We start from the raw sequence: 16,089 nt of genomic DNA on the forward strand, positions 1-16,089 counted from the left end.
CCTAAGCCTTGCCGTTGCCGGCCCTGCTCCTGATCTCTTCATAACGCGCATTAAAATCAGGGACATCCCTGTCAACCAGCTTGCCAATCGGGAAATGGGAAGCCTGTTCAGCCGCGCTTAATTTTCTATACTGCTCCACGGTCATGCTCCTCCTTCTGAACCAGTCGAGCATTTCCCGGGTCCCCTTCATTTCGTTGTTTTTGCCGAAATGGGTCGGGCAGGGACTGAAAATTTCGACAACGGAGAACCCTTTCTTGTTCAGGGCCTCTTTGATGAGTTCCTTCATCTCCCATCCGTGGTAAGGCGTTTCCCGCGCCACATAACTGGCGCCGGCAACCTCCGCCAGTGCGCATATATCGAAGTCCCTTTCCGGGTTTCCCCAGGCAGTGGTGCTGGTAAAGCTGCCCCCCGGCGTGGTTGCGGAAACCTGTCCCCCGGTCATGCCGTAGTTGAAGTTATTGATGACAATGGCAGTCAGATCGATATTTCTTCGCGCCGCATGAATAAAGTGATTGCCGCCGATCGTTACACTGTCGCCATCCCCCATCAGAACGACAACATGCAGCTTCGGGTTGAATGCCTTTATCCCCGTGGCATAGGCAAGGGCGCGGCCATGTGTCGTGTGCAGGGCGTTGGTTACCAGATAATCATCGGCCTTTCCGGTACACCCGATCCCGGTGACGACAACGGTGTCGGCGTTTCGATAGCCCAGCTCCTCGAACGCCCGCAGCAGCGCCCCCAGCATAACGCCAATTCCGCAGCCGGAACACCACATGTGGGGCAAAACCCCCTCTTTCAGATATGCCAGTCCTGTCGCATGAGACACGATGCCCTCCTGTTCTGATTACAAGATCGCCTTCATAATATCCTGGGGAGTTATTACTTCTCCGTTGTAACTGTTGACCTTGCGGAGATCGGACCCCCTTCCCAGAAAGCGTTGCACCTCGCCGGCCATCTGGCCGCTGTAGTTCATTTCCGGGACGATCACGGTTTTTGCCCTTCCCGCAAGCGCCTCCACCTCTTCATCTGCAAATGGCCAGAGGGTGAGCAACTGCAGGACGCCGGCTTTGATCCCGCGCTTGCGCATTTCCAGCGCCGCGGCCCGACTGGCGCGCGTGGGCGCTCCATAGGAGATCAGCAGGACATCGGCGTCTTCCGTGGCGAAATTTTTTGTGATGACGATCTCGTGCCGGTGCATTTCCAACTTCCGGTGCAGTTGCGCAATCCGCCATTCGGCATTGGCGGGATCGTTGTTGCTGCGTCCGTCCGGTCCGTGCATCGAAGACGAGATATGGAAAACATAGTCGCTCCCATAGGATGCAAGCGGGGCAACGCCATCGTCATCCGCCACAAATGGTTTGTAGTCTTCAGGCGGGCCGGCGGGTTTCTTACGGTCATCGACCTCAAGCTCGCCTGGTTCGGGGAGTGAGACGGGTTCCCGCATGTGGGCGACAATCTCATCCGGGGCAACGATCACCGGGACGCGGAATTTTTCGGCGAAATTAAAGGCGGCTACCGTCATCGTGAAACATTCTGCAACAGTAGCCGGACAGAGGGCAATCACGCTTTGGTCCCCGTGCCTTCCCCACCGGAGCTGCATAACGTCGCCGTGAGCCGGTTTTGTGGAGAGGCCTGTACTGGGGCCGCGACGCTGAACATTTATCACCACGCAGGGGACTTCTCCCATGACGGCCAGTCCCAGATTCTCCTGCATCAGCGAAAACCCGGGTCCGCTTGTGGCCGTAAAGGATTTTGCCCCGGCCAGCGATGCCCCGATGACTGCGGCGATGCTTGCAATCTCGTCCTCCATCTGCATGTAAATGCCGCCAATCCTGGGCATTACCTTGGAGCATTCTTCGGCTATTTCCGAAGAGGGCGTTATCGGATAACCGGCAAAAAATCGGGCCCCCGCATAAATGGCGCCGGCTGCCATTGCCTGATTGCCCTGCATCAGTTTCACTTCCTGTCCCAAGATGTCACCTCTTTTCTTGAACAGTTAATCAATCATTCTTCAGACAGGAACCCCTGCCCTATGATTTCCGAACCGACCAGATTTTCGTGTAGCGATATTCTTTACTGATCTATGATAAAGCTCAAGCGCCTCTTTGGGCGGGTATATGAAAACGTTCTTTTGCTGTCAAGAGATATCTTGCGAACGGCTTGAACGGCAAAAGACTGAAAAACCGCGGCATATCTACAGCGCCTGCTGGATATGTCAAGCAATCCATCGGGGACCGGAGTGACGGGTTTGTCAAATATCTTCATCCTACATTTTGCGCCCATTCCACAACCTCGATCGGAGATTTAAGAATGGTTGCATGGGCGTCTTGAAACGCCTGAATTTTGCTGGCAAATGTGCCCTGGGAGCCCCTGATGATCGCGCCGGCATGGCCCATGCGCTTGCCTTCGGGGGCAAAGCGTCCGGCAATGTAGGCGGCAACGGGCTTCTTCATCTTTTCCAAAATGAACTGGGCTGCTTCCTCTTCCTGGGCGCCCCCGACTTCACCCACGACGACGACGCCCCTGGTTGCGGGGTCGTTTTCGAACTGTTCCAGAATCATGCTCAATGACGCCAGGGCGACCGGATCGGCCCCCATCCCCACAACTGTACTCTGTCCAAAACCCGCATGGGAGAGAATGCCGGCCATCTCATAGGAGAGGGTTCCGCTGCGTGAAATTATGCCGATGCTTCCCGGATTAAACAGGGAAGCCGGCATAATTCCCATCTTTGCCTCTCCGGCGGTAAGAATTCCCGGTGTGGTGGGGCCCAGGGCAAACAACCCCCGGCTTTCATGTCGGCGGGCATAGGCCTTCATCCTCATGGCATCATGAACCGGGACGTGTTCCGGGACCACCACGATCAGATTGATGCCGGCATCGACGGTCTCTACAAAAGCGTCCAGCACAAAGGGGGCAGGGACAAAAAACACCGATGCTTCCGCGCCGGTTCTTTCTCTGGCTTCCCGCACCGAATCAAACACCGGGATGCCTTCCACAGTATTGCCTCCCTTGCCGGGGGTCGCCCCGGCGACGATGTTGGTTCCGTATGCCAGCATCCAGTGTGTTTGCGCTGTCCCGATCTTGCCGGTGATCCCCTGCACCAGCACCCGTGTGTTTTTATTTAGAAGAATGCTCATTGTCTCTTGATCCGTGTCAGTTCAGGATACATTTTCCTTTCAAGAATTCCTTTGTCTCAGCAGTTCTATCAACTTTTCAACGGCGCTTTCGGTTGCCACGTCAGTCACCACATGGACACCCCCAGAGCAGAGAATGTCCCAGGTCTCTTCCTGTCTGTTCCCCAGAGCCTTGGCGACCACCGGGATTCTGACCTCATGTTCCCGGAGGTAGCGGACGATCCCTTTGGCCCCCTCGTGGATCGGGTTGATGCCGCCGTAGAGGTTGATAAAGACCGCCCGGAGCCCCTTTTTCTTCAGGACGAGGTGCATGGTGTTGTAAAGAAGCTCCTCGGTAATTCCTCCCCCCGTTTCCAGGAAGTTGGCCGGTTGCATGCGCTGACCAATGATGTCCATGGTTGCCATTCCCAGGCCTGCGCCGGAAGAAATTATGCCGATATCCCCATCAAGTTCGACGTAAGTGACGCCAGTCTCTCGCCCCAGTCTTTCCAGTATGCTCGCACCCCGGTCACGATCTCCGGGGAGACGCCGGCCGGTGCGGAAAAGGGAGGAGTCATCTATTTCCAGCTTGGCATCCAGCGCCATCAGTTTTTCATCGCTACAGACAACCAGGGGATTGATTTCTGCCACCAGGGCGTCGTATTGCTGAAACACCCGATAAAGCCGTAGCACCGTATCCGCGCAGTCCTGGATTTGTTTCGCCGGAAATCCTGCCTCTGTCAAAAGTTTCCTGGCTTCAAAGGCGAAAAGACCCCGTTCGACATCGATTTGCAGAGACAATATTTCACCCGGGACCAGCCGGGCCACCTCTTCAATATTCATTCCCCCCCGGGAACTTGCCATTATCGTGGGACATCCGCTAAACCCGTCTATGGTTATCCCCAGGTACAGCTCTTGATAATAATCTATCCTGGGTACAACCAGAATTTTTCCTACCCTGTTTCCCCGCAGCGTTGAGTTCAGCAGTGACGTTGCACCAGAGCGGACTTCTTCGTAACTCCCGGCCATTTTGACTCCACCGGCCAGCCCGCGTCCACCGGTCAGAACCTGTGCCTTGAGAACCACCGGCAAGCCGATTTTTTCAGCCGCCAAGACACTCTCGTCGGTGGTGGCGCAAAGCGCTCCTTCGGGTGTCCGTATGCCGAAGGTCGAAAAAATTTCCGCCGCTTCATGCTCATGCAGTTTCATAGTAAAAACCAGATCAGTTAAAAATCTTTAATTCTCCATTCCAGCCGTCAATACCTTGAAGTAAAGTTCGAAAGCGGCGCAGGACAAGGGTCCAGGGGAGCGATGGTTAGGATTGGCCGGGAGCATTGCTCAGGTTTTCAGCAGCCGCCCTCACAGGCAACCAAAATCCAAGACCTTCCTGAGACTCTGCGACAATAGCGCAGAACCATCCTTCATAGGAAGATTGCCTTATCCTGTTCGAGACTCTCGTAGGGGTGGCTGTTCTTGAACTCATCGGGGAGCCCGATGGCGACGATTGCTAAAACCCGGAACGGGCTTTCGATGCCCAGGGCTTTACGCACATAATCTTCGGAGCTCACCTCCGCGTTGTGCCGCCGGTTTCTTATCTGGATCCAGCAGCTCCCCAGATTCAGGCTTGCCGCGGTCAGGTGCACGATAGTCGCGGCAATGGAACAGTCCTCGATCCACACGTCGGAGGCGGTTTCGTCGCCACAGACCACCACCGCGAGGGCAGCGTCTTTCAGAAACGCGGAACCGCTGTCCTTGCTGCGGGACAGCTTCTCGATAACCCCGGCATCCTGCACGAAGTAAAATTTCCACGGCTTGACTCCCCGGGAAGAAGGCGCCCGCAATACCGCCTCTTTCAGATCGTCTATTTTTGTCTGGTCAATTCGCTCCTTCTTGAATTTCCGGATGCTTCTTCTTTTTCTCATCAGCTCCAACATACTGTTTCTCTCCTCCATTGTTTATCAACTTGTGCTTAAAGATGGTCATATCTGCAAAAATAAATCAAGATAATATCAACTTAACAGATAAGGCATCAACGGGCGCTGCGACCCGCGAGCGGTTTCATAATTGTTTTGACTAAAAATAGCAACTTGGATAAGAAGGCCGTGATTCACCATCAAAACGAATAAAAGACCTCGTTGATCTTGATAAATCAAGGTGATAGAGTGTTTTTGCGAAACAAAAACTATCATCAACGGGGTGCAGGGATTATGGCACAAGGTGTTCTTCCATTCAAGTACGAAGAAGAGAAAAAAGATAGCGGGATGACAGCCTTGGGAGGTTTGCCGGTTTATTTGGATTTGGCGACTACGATGCGGCTTCCGGAGATCATAGAGAAGCATTTACACATCAAGCGCCAGGGCTGGACGGATAGCCAGATAGTTCTGTCACTGATCTTGTTGAATCTTGCCGGAGGAGATTGCGTCGATGATTTGGTGAAGTTGGAGGGTGATTCCGGTTTTTGCAGGGGTTTGCGTCGGATAGAGCAAAGTGGGCTAAAGCGAGCACAACGGCGGGAGTTAGAGCATCGGTGGCGGAAGGAACAAAAGCGGTGTATCGCCTCACCGAGTGCAGTTTTTCGTTATTTGGCAGCTTTTCATGACGGGGATCAGGAGAAGCTGCGCAAGACAAGTGACCAGAAGGCATTCATACCGGCGGCGAATGGAAACCTTCAGGGATTGGCGAAGATAAACGCAGAGATGATCGGCTATGCGCAACGGTGCAATCCCCATGAGATCGCGACATTGGATCAAGATACCACGCTGGTGGAGACGACGAAGGTGGATGCGTTATAGAGTTATAAGGGATTCAAGGCCTATCAGCCTTTGAATACGTGGTGGGCGGAACATCGATTGGTTCTGCATACGGAATTCAGGGATGGGAATGTACCGGCCGGCTATGAGCAGTTGCGTGTATTGAGAGAATCAATGGCCTTATTGCCCGCAGACGTAAAAAAAGTGCGTCTCCGTTTGGATACGGCTGGCTACCAGCACGAACTACTTCGTTACTGCGAAGAAGAGAAGAACGAACGTTTTGGGCGGATTGAGTTTGCGATAGGCTGTGACGTGACGTCGGAGTTCAAGAAGTCGGTATTGGAAGCCGAGGATAAGGATTGGCAACCCATATACGAAGAGTTTGACGGGAAGCGGATAGAGACAAATCAGCAATGGGCTGAAGTGTGTTTTGTTCCTTCCGCAATTGGCAACAGCAAGAATGCGCCGGTCTATCGGTATCTGGCAATTCGGGAAAAGATGGGTTCGGCGGAATTACCGGGCATGGAGACCTCGGGGCAGTTGTTTCCCTTTTAGACCATGCTGACAGATTCCCGGCGGTACAAGTTATTTGGTTTGGTGACAAACATGGATTGGGAAGGGGAAAGGTTAATTCACTGGCAGAGGGAGCGTTGCGGGAAGTCGGAAGAGGCGCACTCGGTTATGAAGGAGGATTTGGCCGGAGGAAAACTTCCTTCGGATGATTTCGGCGAGAATGGCGCCTGGTGGTGGAGCATGATGTTGGCGCTTAACCTGCATAACATGATGAAACGATTTGCATTGGGAGAGTCATGGATGTCCAGAAGGATGAAGGCGATTCGGTTTTCACTGATCCATGTTCCCTGCCGCATTGTCGAGAGATCCCGGGAGATGATCATCCGTCTGGTTAAAGGCAGTCCCGCCTCGGAGTTGTTGATAAAGGCAAGGCAGAGGATTATGGCGCTTTGCCCGTCTCCTTCGGGTTAGCCGATTGCATAGACGGGCGCCATTGCAAAAACAGGAGGAATTTTGATTCAAAACTCATCTTAATGCCGATTTGCGCCTCTTTTACCCCTTGGGCGCCCTGGACAGGGCAGTTTTACCGGGGTTCGGCAAAAATGGCAATTTTTAGCCTGAAAAGACGGGCTGGTTAAGTCAAAAATCCTCGTCTAAGAATCGAGAACCCGACATGCTGCAAAACTGGTGGTGGATTCTGGGATGGCATCCTCCTTGTAACAACCGCAAAACTATGTTAGGGGTGCACGCAGTCCATGGAAGCTTGGAGTGCTTCCTGTAAAAGGAGATACAACAGCCAATGGTTGACCAATATGATCGTAATATAAACTACATGCGCGTTTCCGTCACCGACAGATGCAACCTCCGCTGCATTTATTGCATGCCCACCGAAGGGATTTCCTGCCTGCGTCACGAAGACATCCTTACCTATGAGGAGCTTCACCGAATCATTCGCATTGCCTCGGAGGTGGGCATCTGCAAAGTCCGGTTAACAGGGGGCGAACCGCTTGTTCGCCGGGGAATAGTGGATTTTGTCAAATCCCTCGGGACAATCGGCAAGTTGAGCGATATCAGCATGACAACAAACGGCATCCTGCTGAAAGAGTTTGCGGCTGATCTATTCCATGCGGGAATAGGCCGGATCAATATCAGTTTGGATTCCCTGAACGCGGAGAAATATCGGGAAATTACCAGGCAGGGAAACCTGCAGACCGTGCTCGACGGGATAGAAAAGGCCCGGCAGGTGGGATTTTCACCGATTAAAATCAACATAGTAGCCATAAAGGGATTTAACGACGACGAAATACTGGACTTTGCCCGTCTCACCATTGACAATCCCTTGCAAATCCGCTTCATCGAACTGATGCCGCTCGGAGATGCAGGGATTGAAAGCGACGGACGCTTTCTGTCCAACGACCTGATCAAGAAGCGAATTGCTGCCATCGGCAAGCTCGAACAGGTAAAAAGACAGGGCGATGAAGCGGACGGGCCGGCAGATATGTATCGTCTTGCCGGAAGCAAGGGACTCATCGGTCTGATCAGCGCCATCAGTCACAATTTCTGCAGTTCCTGCAACCGGCTGCGACTGACCTCCGACGGACAGCTCCGGAATTGCCTGCTTTCCGATTACGAAACCGACCTGCGGGGGCCTTTAAGGTCGGGCTGCTCCGATTCCGATCTGAAAGATATCATCGAAGGGGCCATCGCCAAAAAACCTGAGCGCCACAAAATTGCAAACGACGGGAACTATAGAAAAAAATGCGTGAAAGAGATGTCCACGATCGGCGGATAACGCCGGCCCGCCAGTATCTGGACGGGAGGATAAAAAGCCTTATTCTGGATTTGAGCGCCCCCCATGCCGGGGAACACCTCCTCGATATCGGCTGTGGCGACGGGGCAAACCTTCACCTCTTTCGCCAGAAGGGATGCCTGGCAACCGGAATAGATTCCTGCCCGTCCCACCTCGATGAGACCAGAAAGAGGCTGGAAAACCGCGCCGATCTCCACCTTGGCGATCCGGAAGAGCTGCCTTTTTCCGACAACGAGTTCGATATTGTGACAATGGTTACATCCCTCGAATACATGAAAAATCCCGCTTTGGCCATTGCCGAGGCCATTCGCGTCTGCCGGGGACGGGTTTTCATCGGCGCCATGAACCGTTATTCGCTGCTCGGCATCCAGGGGCTTTTGTCCAACGTTTTTTCTGTTCCGCAAGAGCCTAAATGTCGCTATTTCCATATCCCTTCCCTCTCCGGAATGATCAGGCAGCATTTGCCCGGCGTGCGCATAGCGTGGGGCAGCGTCATCTTCCTTCCCTGGGGATTCTATGACGCCGCCGCAACGCTGGAAGAACAGATCCCGGTCATGAAGAACCCGTTCGGCGCCTTTATCGGCCTCTGCTTTTCCGTAACCTTTTCACTGATAACGATTCAGGACGTCATCCGAAAACCGGCCGTTCTTGCCCAAGGAGGGGAACCGGCGCACGGCGTAGTCAGACAATCAGGGGGCAAGGGTCTGCCGACGATTTAAGGGAACAAAGAACATGGTTCATGAAGCGCTTTTGTACGAAAAAGAGGAGCAAAATTACATCAGATGCGGACTCTGCGCCCACCGCTGCCGGATCGCCCCCGATGACCGGGGAATCTGCGGCGTCAGGGAGAACCGGGAGGGAATCCTCTATAGCCTCGTCTATGGGAAAACAATTGCCGAAAACGTCGATCCTGTTGAAAAAAAACCACTTTTTCACTTCCTGCCCGGCTCCCACACCTTTTCGCTCGCCACGGCGGGCTGCAACTTCCGCTGTTCCTTCTGCCAGAACTCCGAAATTTCCCAGATGCCGAGGGAAAAAGATGAAATCGTCGGCAGAAGCAGAACCCCGGCGCAAATCGTCGCAATGGCAATACTGACAGGTTCTAAAAGTATTTCATATACTTACACTGAACCGACGGTATTTTTTGAATTCGCTCTCGACACGGCAAAAATAGCCGCGGTAAGCGGCCTCAAAAATATCTTCGTCACGAACGGCTTCATGACTTCCGAAATGCTGAAGCTGCTGTCCCCTTGCCTGCATGCGGCAAACGTCGATTTGAAGTCTTTCCGGGACGATTTTTACCGCAAATACTGCGGCGGCCGGCTTCAACCGGTACTCGACAGCTTGCGTACGCTGAAGGAGCTCGGCGTATGGTTGGAGGTAACAACTTTGCTCATCCCGAATCTCAACGACGGCGCTCAGGAGCTCCAGGACATCGCCGCCTTTGTCGCCTCGCTGGGCAAGGAAACTCCCTGGCATGTCAGCCGCTTTCATCCGCAATATCTGATGACGGACACGCCGGCAACGCCTGCGGCAGAGATCAACCGCGCCGTTGAAACGGGGAAGACTGCCGGTCTCAAATACGTTTACAGCGGCAATCTCCCCGGAGACAGCGGGGAGAACACCCTCTGTTCCAAGTGCGGCCATCTGTTAATCGCGCGTTACGGATTTTCCATTGAAAGGAACGACCTGCAGGGAACCGCCTGCCCCGCTTGCGGCGCCCTGTTGGACGGAATATTTTAGACTCGCCCCATGAAACTGAAAAGACTGGAAATAATTGGTTTTAAATCATTCCGGGACAAGGTTGTCCTTGATTTCTCGCCCGGGATCAGCGGCATCGTCGGCCCCAACGGCTGCGGCAAAAGCAATATCGCCGATGCCATCCGCTGGGTCATGGGGGAGCAACGGGTCAAGACCCTGCGCGGCAAAAAGATGGACGACGTCATCTTTAACGGCTCAGAGGAAGCCTCTGCGGTCGGAATGGCGGAGGTCTCAATGATCCTTGCCGCCGACGAGAACAAGTTCCCCGGCAACTACGCCGACAGCAGCGAAGTGATGATCACCCGCCGCATCTTCCGCGAAGCGGAAAGCGAATACACCATCAACAAGGTCCCCTGCCGCCTTCTCGACGTCCGGGAATTTTTCATGGGCACAGGCATCGGCGCCAGAACCTACTCGCTTGTCGAACAGAACAGTGTCGCCTCGCTTGTCGAGGCCAAACCTGAAGAAAGACGGCAATTTATAGAAGAGGCGGCCGGCATCTCCAAATACAAGAGCCGCAAGGAATTCGCCCTCCGCAAGATGGAGGCCACCCAGGAAAACATCCTCCGCGTCAACGATATCCTGCGCGAGGTAAAGGCCCAATTAAACGGCTTGTCCCGCCAGGCCAAAAGGGCCGAACAATATAAAGCCTTAAAACAATCCCTGAAAGACGCCGAGCTGAAGGTCGCCCTGCAAACCTGTTTTGAGCTCGACGAAGCGCGAATCGCCCGCGAAGAGGAGAAAATCGCCCTCCAGGACAAAATTACCGGACTGCGCACAAGGTTGCTCTCGCTGGAAACAGCGCGGGAGGAACTGAAGACGGACGTCATGGAACAAGAAGCCCTTATCTTCGCCTTTCAGGAAAAACTTTACGCAACCCGCAACGTCATCAGCAGCAGGGAACAGGCAATCGAGTATTCCCGCCGGAAAATAGCCGATCTTTCGTCAAAAAGGCTCAAGGACATCGAGCAGATTGCCGCTTTGAAACGAAAAGCGGAGGTGTCCGGAGACGAAATAGCCGCCCTTTGCAATTCCGTCCAGGAAGCGGAAAGAATCCTTGACAATCTCCGCAAAGAAACCGCGGCGGCCGCCGGCGCCCTCGAGGAACTGCGGCGGATGGATCAGACCTGCCGCCAGGCGATCGAGACCAGAAAGGGGCGATACGTTGATCTGGCTGCCGAGAAAGCCCGAATCAAGAATACGCTCATGGGCCTTGTCCGGATGGACGAAGACCTGAAAAAAAGGGAAGAACGCGAGATCAGCGAGATCGAAGCAAACAAAAAAAAATCCGAGGAACTTCAGCGGCTGCGGGAAAGGATAACAGCCGGGCTTGCTGCCGACCAGGCAAGGCACGCCGAACTTTTGGAACAGAAAGAGGAGTTAACCGCAACGATCGAGGACGCCCGTCGGGAGCTTGTCCGGGCGGAAGCGAAGATAGCGGCGCTGCGCGAAGGCTACAGCGGCAAATCCACGCGCCTCTCTTCGCTTAAAGAATTCGCCGAGAACTATGAAGGCTGCAACGAGGGGGTAAAGTCGCTTTTGGCCGGCGACCCCCAAAAGGACAGCCCGGACTCCTTCCGGGGCTCGTTCCTGGGGCTTGTAGCCGACGTGATCAGCGTTCCCAGGGAGTATGAGGCGGCGGTCGAGGCCCTCCTCGGGGAAAAACTGCAATACATCGTGGTAAAGAATCAGGAAGAAGGCATTCAGGCTATCGAATATCTGAAGGGCGCGTCCCTGGGAAGGGGCAGCTTTGCCCCCCTGGAGATTCGCCTCGGCCGCCCCCGGGAAGCGCACGCAGATTACGTCCACCTCCAGGAAACCTTTCCGCTGATCGATCTGCTTACAATCCGGGAGGATTGCCGGCCAATCATCAACGAGCTTTTGGGCGACACGCTCGTGATCCCGAATTTGCAGGACGGCGTCAACATATGGAGGCAAAACGGTTTCCGCGGAACATTTGTCACCGCGGAAGGGGATGTCATCAGCCCCGGCGGCATTCTTTCCGGCGGAAGCGCCAGCGGGAAGGAACGGAGTCTGCTCGGCAATCGCCGGGAAATATCGGAACTAAGCGACGAAGTCGCGCAACTCCAGAAAAGCCTTCAGGAAAATCAGGAAGCAAGGGAGAAGATCACCGCCCTGATCGCTCAGACGGATGAGGGGCTGCTGCGCCTCCGGTCGGAAACCCACCTGACCGAGCTTAGGATAAACGGCCTGGGCAAGGACCGGGAGCGCTACGACAGCGAGCTTGGCCATATCGAGGAACGCCTCCAGGCGCTTGTCTTCAATCGCGAAACCATCGCCGCGGATGCAGCCGAAACGAAGAAGAAAATTTCCCTTTATGAAGGGGAGATGACCGCCCTTGTCGAAAAAGAGACACAGCTCCGCGAGGCTATGGCTGCCGAACAAAAGCGCGCCGATTCCGTTCGCGATCAGCGTGAAGAATGCGAACGGTCGATGACCGAAAAAAAGGTGCGTCTTGCCACCCTCGAGGGAAAATATAACGCCGACAAACAGACCCTGTCCCGTCTGGAAAAATCCGTTGTCGATAATGACGGCGAGATTGCCTCCCGCCAGGCCGATGCCAACAATTGCGAACAGGAAGAGCGGGAGCTTGCACAGCAGATAGAAACAGAAAAAGGGACACTGCAGGGGCTCTATGGCGAAAACGAGACCATTGCCCTGAATCTTTCCCAAAAGCGTGATCTGCAGCAGGAAAAGGAGGCTCTGCTCCGGAGTCGGGAGACGGAAATCCACGAGACCAAGAAAGACCTTGACACGCAGCTCCGCGATGAAACGGCACTGGACATTGCCCTCCGGGAGACGCAGATGCAAGCGGAAAACCTGCGGCAAAACATGGAAGAAAAACACGGCGTCGCTCTTGTGGATCTGCTGCCCCAGTTCTCGCCGCTGAATGATGAGGAAATAGCCGACGCGGCAACCGTTCTTGCCAGGGAAAGGCGGGCGATCGATAATTTCGGCGAGGTAAATCTGCTCGCGCTTTCCGAACACGAGGAATTAAAAACCCGCTTTGAGTTTTTGACGGCCCAGATCGCCGATCTCAACGCCTCCCTGGAGGCCCTGAAGCAAACAATCTCCCGCATCAATACGATAACCAGGCAGCGCTTCTCCGAGACTTTTGACGGCATCAATGGCTGCTTCCAGGAGGTATTCTCCCGCCTTTTTCCCGGCGGCCGAGCGAAGCTGAAGATGACCGACGAAAACAACCTGCTGGAGACGGGGGTTGATATTGAAATCCGCATCCCGGGGAAATTTACGCAGAATGTAACGCTGCTTTCGGGGGGAGAAAAATCGCTGTCGGCAATTGCCCTGATTTTCTCCATCCTCCTCTACCGTCCCGTGCCCTTTATTTTACTGGACGAAGCCGACGCGGCCCTGGACGACACCAACATCTCCCTCTTCAACCGCCTGGTGAAGGATACCGCCGCCCATTCGCAGATACTGATGATAACCCATAGCAAAAAATCAATGGAAATCGCCGACAGCCTCTACGGCGTCACGATCAGGGAAAAAGGCCTATCCTCGCTGGTTTCTGTCTCCCTGACATGAAAAATTAATAAAGGACGGACGAATAGATGGAAGAAAAAAACGGGAAAAAGGGATTTTTTGACCGGCTGAAGACAGGACTTGCCAAAACCCGCAAGCTGCTGATGACCGACGTTGACGATCTCATCCTCGGCAGCAAGCAGATCGATCAGGCGCTTTACGACGAGCTGGAAGAGCGGATGATTGTCGCCGATGTCGGACCGGCCTTTACCGGCGAGCTGATTAAATCACTGCAAGAAAAGGTAAAACGCAGGGAACTCGCCTCCCCGGAGATCCTGCGCGGGGCGCTTCGGGAAACCATGCGGGAGATACTCCTGAAGAACGAGGCCCCGCTGAAAATGCCCCATGGGCAAATCTATACAATCATGGTGGTCGGGGTAAACGGCTCCGGCAAAACGACCACCGCCGGCAAGCTCGCCCATAATTTCAAGGATGATGGATACCCGGTTACGCTGGTCGCGGCAGACACCTTTCGCGCCGCGGCCGTTGAGCAGTTGGAGCTCTGGGCAAAACGGGCGGACGTCCGGATCGTCCGGCAAGCTGCCAACGCCGACCCCGCCGCCGTCGTCTTCGACGCCATGCGCCTTGCGAAGGCTGACAATCCCGGGGTGATCATTGTCGATACTGCCGGACGTCTCCACACCAAAATAAACCTGATGGAAGAACTAAAAAAGATGAAACGGATCATGGAGCGGGAACTCCCCGGCGCCCCCGATGAGGTTCTGCTCGTCCTCGATGCGACAACCGGCCAAAACGCCATCGCCCAGGCCCGGATGTTCAAGGACGAAATCGGCGTCACCGGCCTGATTCTGACAAAACTCGACGGAACGGCAAAAGGCGGCGTTGTCATCCGCATCGCCAAGGAACTGGGCATTCCGCTGCGTTACATCGGCGTCGGCGAGCAGATTGACGACCTTCAACCCTTTTGCGCCGAGGAGTTCATCGACGCCCTCTTCGAAAAGGAATAAATATTCTTGAAAACAGCGCCTCTTGTCTTTGGTCTGGGGCAATGCTCCCTCGATTACATAGGCAAAATAGATGTTTATCCGCCGCCGGACGCAAAATGCGAATTCACCGGCATGGTTGTTCAGGGGGGAGGCCCCGTGGCAACAGCCCTGGTAGCTCTTCGCCGCTGGGGTCTGCCCTGCTATATGGCCGGCAATGTCGGGGATGACAAGTTTGGCGCAGCTATCCTTGCCTCGCTTGATTCAGAAGGCATTGATACATCCGGGATTATTGCAAGAAAAGGGCATTCCTCCCAGTTTGCGTTTATTGTCAGCGAGGCCGAAGGCGGCCGTCGCACGATCTTCTGGCAGCGCCCAACCGGCAAACCGCTGCAGCCGGATGAACTGGATTTGGCGGTACTGGGAAAGAGTCGCATTTTCCACACGGACGGTCTTTTCCGGGAGGCCTCGCTTTTTGCCTGCAAAAAGGCCAAAGAAGCAGGGATTCCGGTGGTTGTCGATGCCGGCACGCTGCGCGAGGGGATGCTGGATATTGCCCGCTTCAGCGACTGCTTTATCGCCTCGGAAACCTTTTCTCGGTCTCTGGGGCCGGACCCGGTCGAGAGCTGCCGCATCCTGGCCGGTCTGGGCGTTAATTTCGCAGGGGTTACGCTGGGCGCAAACGGTTATATCGCCCTTATAAACGGCAGAGTCATTAGAAAACCCGCCTATCCGTCCCGGGCAATCGACACCACCGGCTGCGGCGACGTCTTCCACGCCGGCGTCATTTACGGCCTTGTCCGGGGATGGTCAGCGGAAAAATGCCTTGACTGCGGCGCCTGGGCCGCGGCCCTTGCCAGCACAAAAATGGGCGGTAGAAACGGCATCCCCACCCGCCAGGAACTGCATGATAGAAACGCCTTCTTTTAATATAATCTGCAAGCACTATAAGCAATTTTTTATTGTTTTTTGGTTCTTTGAGCTTGCCTGTAAACTTCGCCTTTGTCTCTTTTACCGAGCGCAATAACCATAACACATATTTCTTGGTCGATTACAGCGCTGATCGGGCAATGAGCCGACGACAATCCAAAGAGTCCAAGGGACACTGAAGAGCAAGCGGTCCAAACCCACATCCGGGGCCGACCAGAAGAGGACAATAAAAAAGAAAAAGTGATCCTCCGCCGATCACAACGGCAAGAACCATTGTCAGCCATGAAATAAAATCCCTTGTCGTCACAGGGCGATTGCTTTCCCGTAATCAAGGCTCTCGTAAGGGCGGCAGTCCTTGAACTCATCGGGAAGCCCGATGGCGACGATGGCTAAAACCCGGAGCGGGCTTTCGATGCCCAGGATGTTTCTCACATAATCCTCGGAGCTCACATCGGCGCTTTGCCTCCGGTTTCTCAACTGAATCCAGCAGCTCCCCAGATTCAGGCTTGCCGCGGTCAGGTGCACGATAGTCGCGGCAATGGAACAATCCTCAATCCACACGTCGGATGCGGTTTCATCGCCACAGACCACCACCGCGAGGGCAGCGTCTTTCAGAAACGCGGAACCGCTGTCCTTGCTGCGGGACAGCTTCTCGATAACCCCGGCATCCTGCACGAAGTAAAATTTCCACGGCTTGACTCCCC

The 16,089-nt window shown here is 54.5% G+C and carries 12 protein-coding genes and 1 pseudogene; 7 read left to right on the forward strand and 6 right to left on the reverse strand.

Annotated features, from left to right (window positions below; translation table 11 throughout):
• Window position 1: 1 nt before the first annotated feature.
• The 5 genes from K0B01_01495 to K0B01_01515 all read right to left on the reverse strand — a co-directional run bounded on the left by K0B01_01495 (window position 2) and on the right by K0B01_01515 (window position 5,047).
• Window positions 2–775, reverse strand: coding sequence for a 2-oxoacid:ferredoxin oxidoreductase subunit beta (locus K0B01_01495; GenBank protein MBW6484811.1), 774 nt, complete (start codon window positions 773–775; stop codon window positions 2–4).
• A gap of 69 nt (window positions 776–844) precedes the next feature.
• On the reverse strand, window positions 845–1,972 hold the full coding sequence (locus K0B01_01500; GenBank protein MBW6484812.1) for a 2-oxoacid:acceptor oxidoreductase subunit alpha: 1,128 nt from the start codon (window positions 1,970–1,972) through the stop codon (window positions 845–847).
• Window positions 1,973–2,261: 289 nt separating this feature from the next.
• On the reverse strand, window positions 2,262–3,137 hold the full coding sequence (gene sucD, locus K0B01_01505) for a succinate--CoA ligase subunit alpha (protein MBW6484813.1): 876 nt from the start codon (window positions 3,135–3,137) through the stop codon (window positions 2,262–2,264).
• A gap of 39 nt (window positions 3,138–3,176) precedes the next feature.
• Entirely contained in the window at window positions 3,177–4,322 is a 1,146-nt protein-coding gene (locus K0B01_01510) for a succinate--CoA ligase subunit beta (protein ID MBW6484814.1), read from the reverse strand.
• Window positions 4,323–4,534: 212 nt separating this feature from the next.
• The gene (locus K0B01_01515; GenBank protein MBW6484815.1) at window positions 4,535–5,047 is read right to left on the reverse strand and encodes a nitroreductase family protein; all 513 of its coding nucleotides are present in this window, start codon (window positions 5,045–5,047) and stop codon (window positions 4,535–4,537) included.
• Between the two features lie 273 nt (window positions 5,048–5,320).
• On the opposite strand from K0B01_01515, the pseudogene K0B01_01520 reads away from it, so the two are divergent.
• The 7 genes and pseudogenes from K0B01_01520 to K0B01_01550 all read left to right on the forward strand — a co-directional run bounded on the left by K0B01_01520 (window position 5,321) and on the right by K0B01_01550 (window position 15,385).
• Window positions 5,321–6,847, forward strand: a pseudogene (locus K0B01_01520) (IS1380 family transposase).
• A 328-nt stretch (window positions 6,848–7,175) separates the two neighbouring features.
• Window positions 7,176–8,168, forward strand: a complete 993-nt coding sequence (gene moaA / locus K0B01_01525) for a GTP 3',8-cyclase MoaA (GenBank protein ID MBW6484816.1) — start codon at window positions 7,176–7,178, stop codon at window positions 8,166–8,168.
• Entirely contained in the window at window positions 8,135–8,905 is a 771-nt protein-coding gene (locus tag K0B01_01530) for a class I SAM-dependent methyltransferase (GenBank protein ID MBW6484817.1), read from the forward strand. The genes moaA and K0B01_01530 overlap by 34 nt, the downstream gene beginning before the upstream one ends.
• Window positions 8,906–8,918: 13 nt before the next feature.
• Window positions 8,919–9,929 (forward strand): AmmeMemoRadiSam system radical SAM enzyme, encoded by a 1,011-nt coding sequence (gene amrS, locus K0B01_01535; GenBank protein MBW6484818.1) that lies wholly within the window; start codon window positions 8,919–8,921, stop codon window positions 9,927–9,929.
• A 9-nt stretch (window positions 9,930–9,938) separates the two neighbouring features.
• On the forward strand, window positions 9,939–13,514 hold the full coding sequence (gene smc, locus K0B01_01540; protein MBW6484819.1) for a chromosome segregation protein SMC: 3,576 nt from the start codon (window positions 9,939–9,941) through the stop codon (window positions 13,512–13,514).
• Between the two features lie 26 nt (window positions 13,515–13,540).
• Window positions 13,541–14,479: a signal recognition particle-docking protein FtsY gene (ftsY, locus tag K0B01_01545; protein ID MBW6484820.1), complete on the forward strand. Its 939-nt coding sequence runs from the start codon at window positions 13,541–13,543 to the stop codon at window positions 14,477–14,479.
• Window positions 14,480–14,485: 6 nt separating this feature from the next.
• Window positions 14,486–15,385, forward strand: coding sequence for a hypothetical protein (locus tag K0B01_01550; GenBank protein MBW6484821.1), 900 nt, complete (start codon window positions 14,486–14,488; stop codon window positions 15,383–15,385).
• A gap of 303 nt (window positions 15,386–15,688) precedes the next feature.
• Here the strand turns inward: K0B01_01550 and K0B01_01555 are convergent.
• A partial coding sequence (locus K0B01_01555) for a nitroreductase family protein (protein ID MBW6484822.1) occupies window positions 15,689–16,089 on the reverse strand: 401 nt, incomplete at its 5' end.

It is taken from the genome of Syntrophobacterales bacterium (genome assembly GCA_019429105.1).
In the GTDB taxonomy this organism is placed as follows: Bacteria; Desulfobacterota; Syntrophia; order Syntrophales; family UBA5619; genus DYTH01.

What these genes read in the sequence shown, in the direction of transcription:
- smc (MBW6484819.1), top strand. Translation starts at nt 9,939, where the DNA reads ATGAAACTGAAAAGACTGGAAATAATTGGTTTTAAATCATTCCGGGAC.
- sucD (MBW6484813.1), bottom strand. Translation starts at nt 3,137, where the DNA reads ATGAGCATTCTTCTAAATAAAAACACACGGGTGCTGGTGCAGGGGATC.
- K0B01_01530 (MBW6484817.1), top strand. Translation starts at nt 8,135, where the DNA reads ATGCGTGAAAGAGATGTCCACGATCGGCGGATAACGCCGGCCCGCCAG.
- K0B01_01515 (MBW6484815.1), bottom strand. Translation starts at nt 5,047, where the DNA reads ATGTTGGAGCTGATGAGAAAAAGAAGAAGCATCCGGAAATTCAAGAAG.
- K0B01_01495 (MBW6484811.1), bottom strand. Translation starts at nt 775, where the DNA reads ATGTGGTGTTCCGGCTGCGGAATTGGCGTTATGCTGGGGGCGCTGCTG.
- ftsY (MBW6484820.1), top strand. Translation starts at nt 13,541, where the DNA reads ATGGAAGAAAAAAACGGGAAAAAGGGATTTTTTGACCGGCTGAAGACA.
- amrS (MBW6484818.1), top strand. Translation starts at nt 8,919, where the DNA reads ATGGTTCATGAAGCGCTTTTGTACGAAAAAGAGGAGCAAAATTACATC.
- K0B01_01510 (MBW6484814.1), bottom strand. Translation starts at nt 4,322, where the DNA reads ATGAAACTGCATGAGCATGAAGCGGCGGAAATTTTTTCGACCTTCGGC.
- moaA (MBW6484816.1), top strand. Translation starts at nt 7,176, where the DNA reads ATGGTTGACCAATATGATCGTAATATAAACTACATGCGCGTTTCCGTC.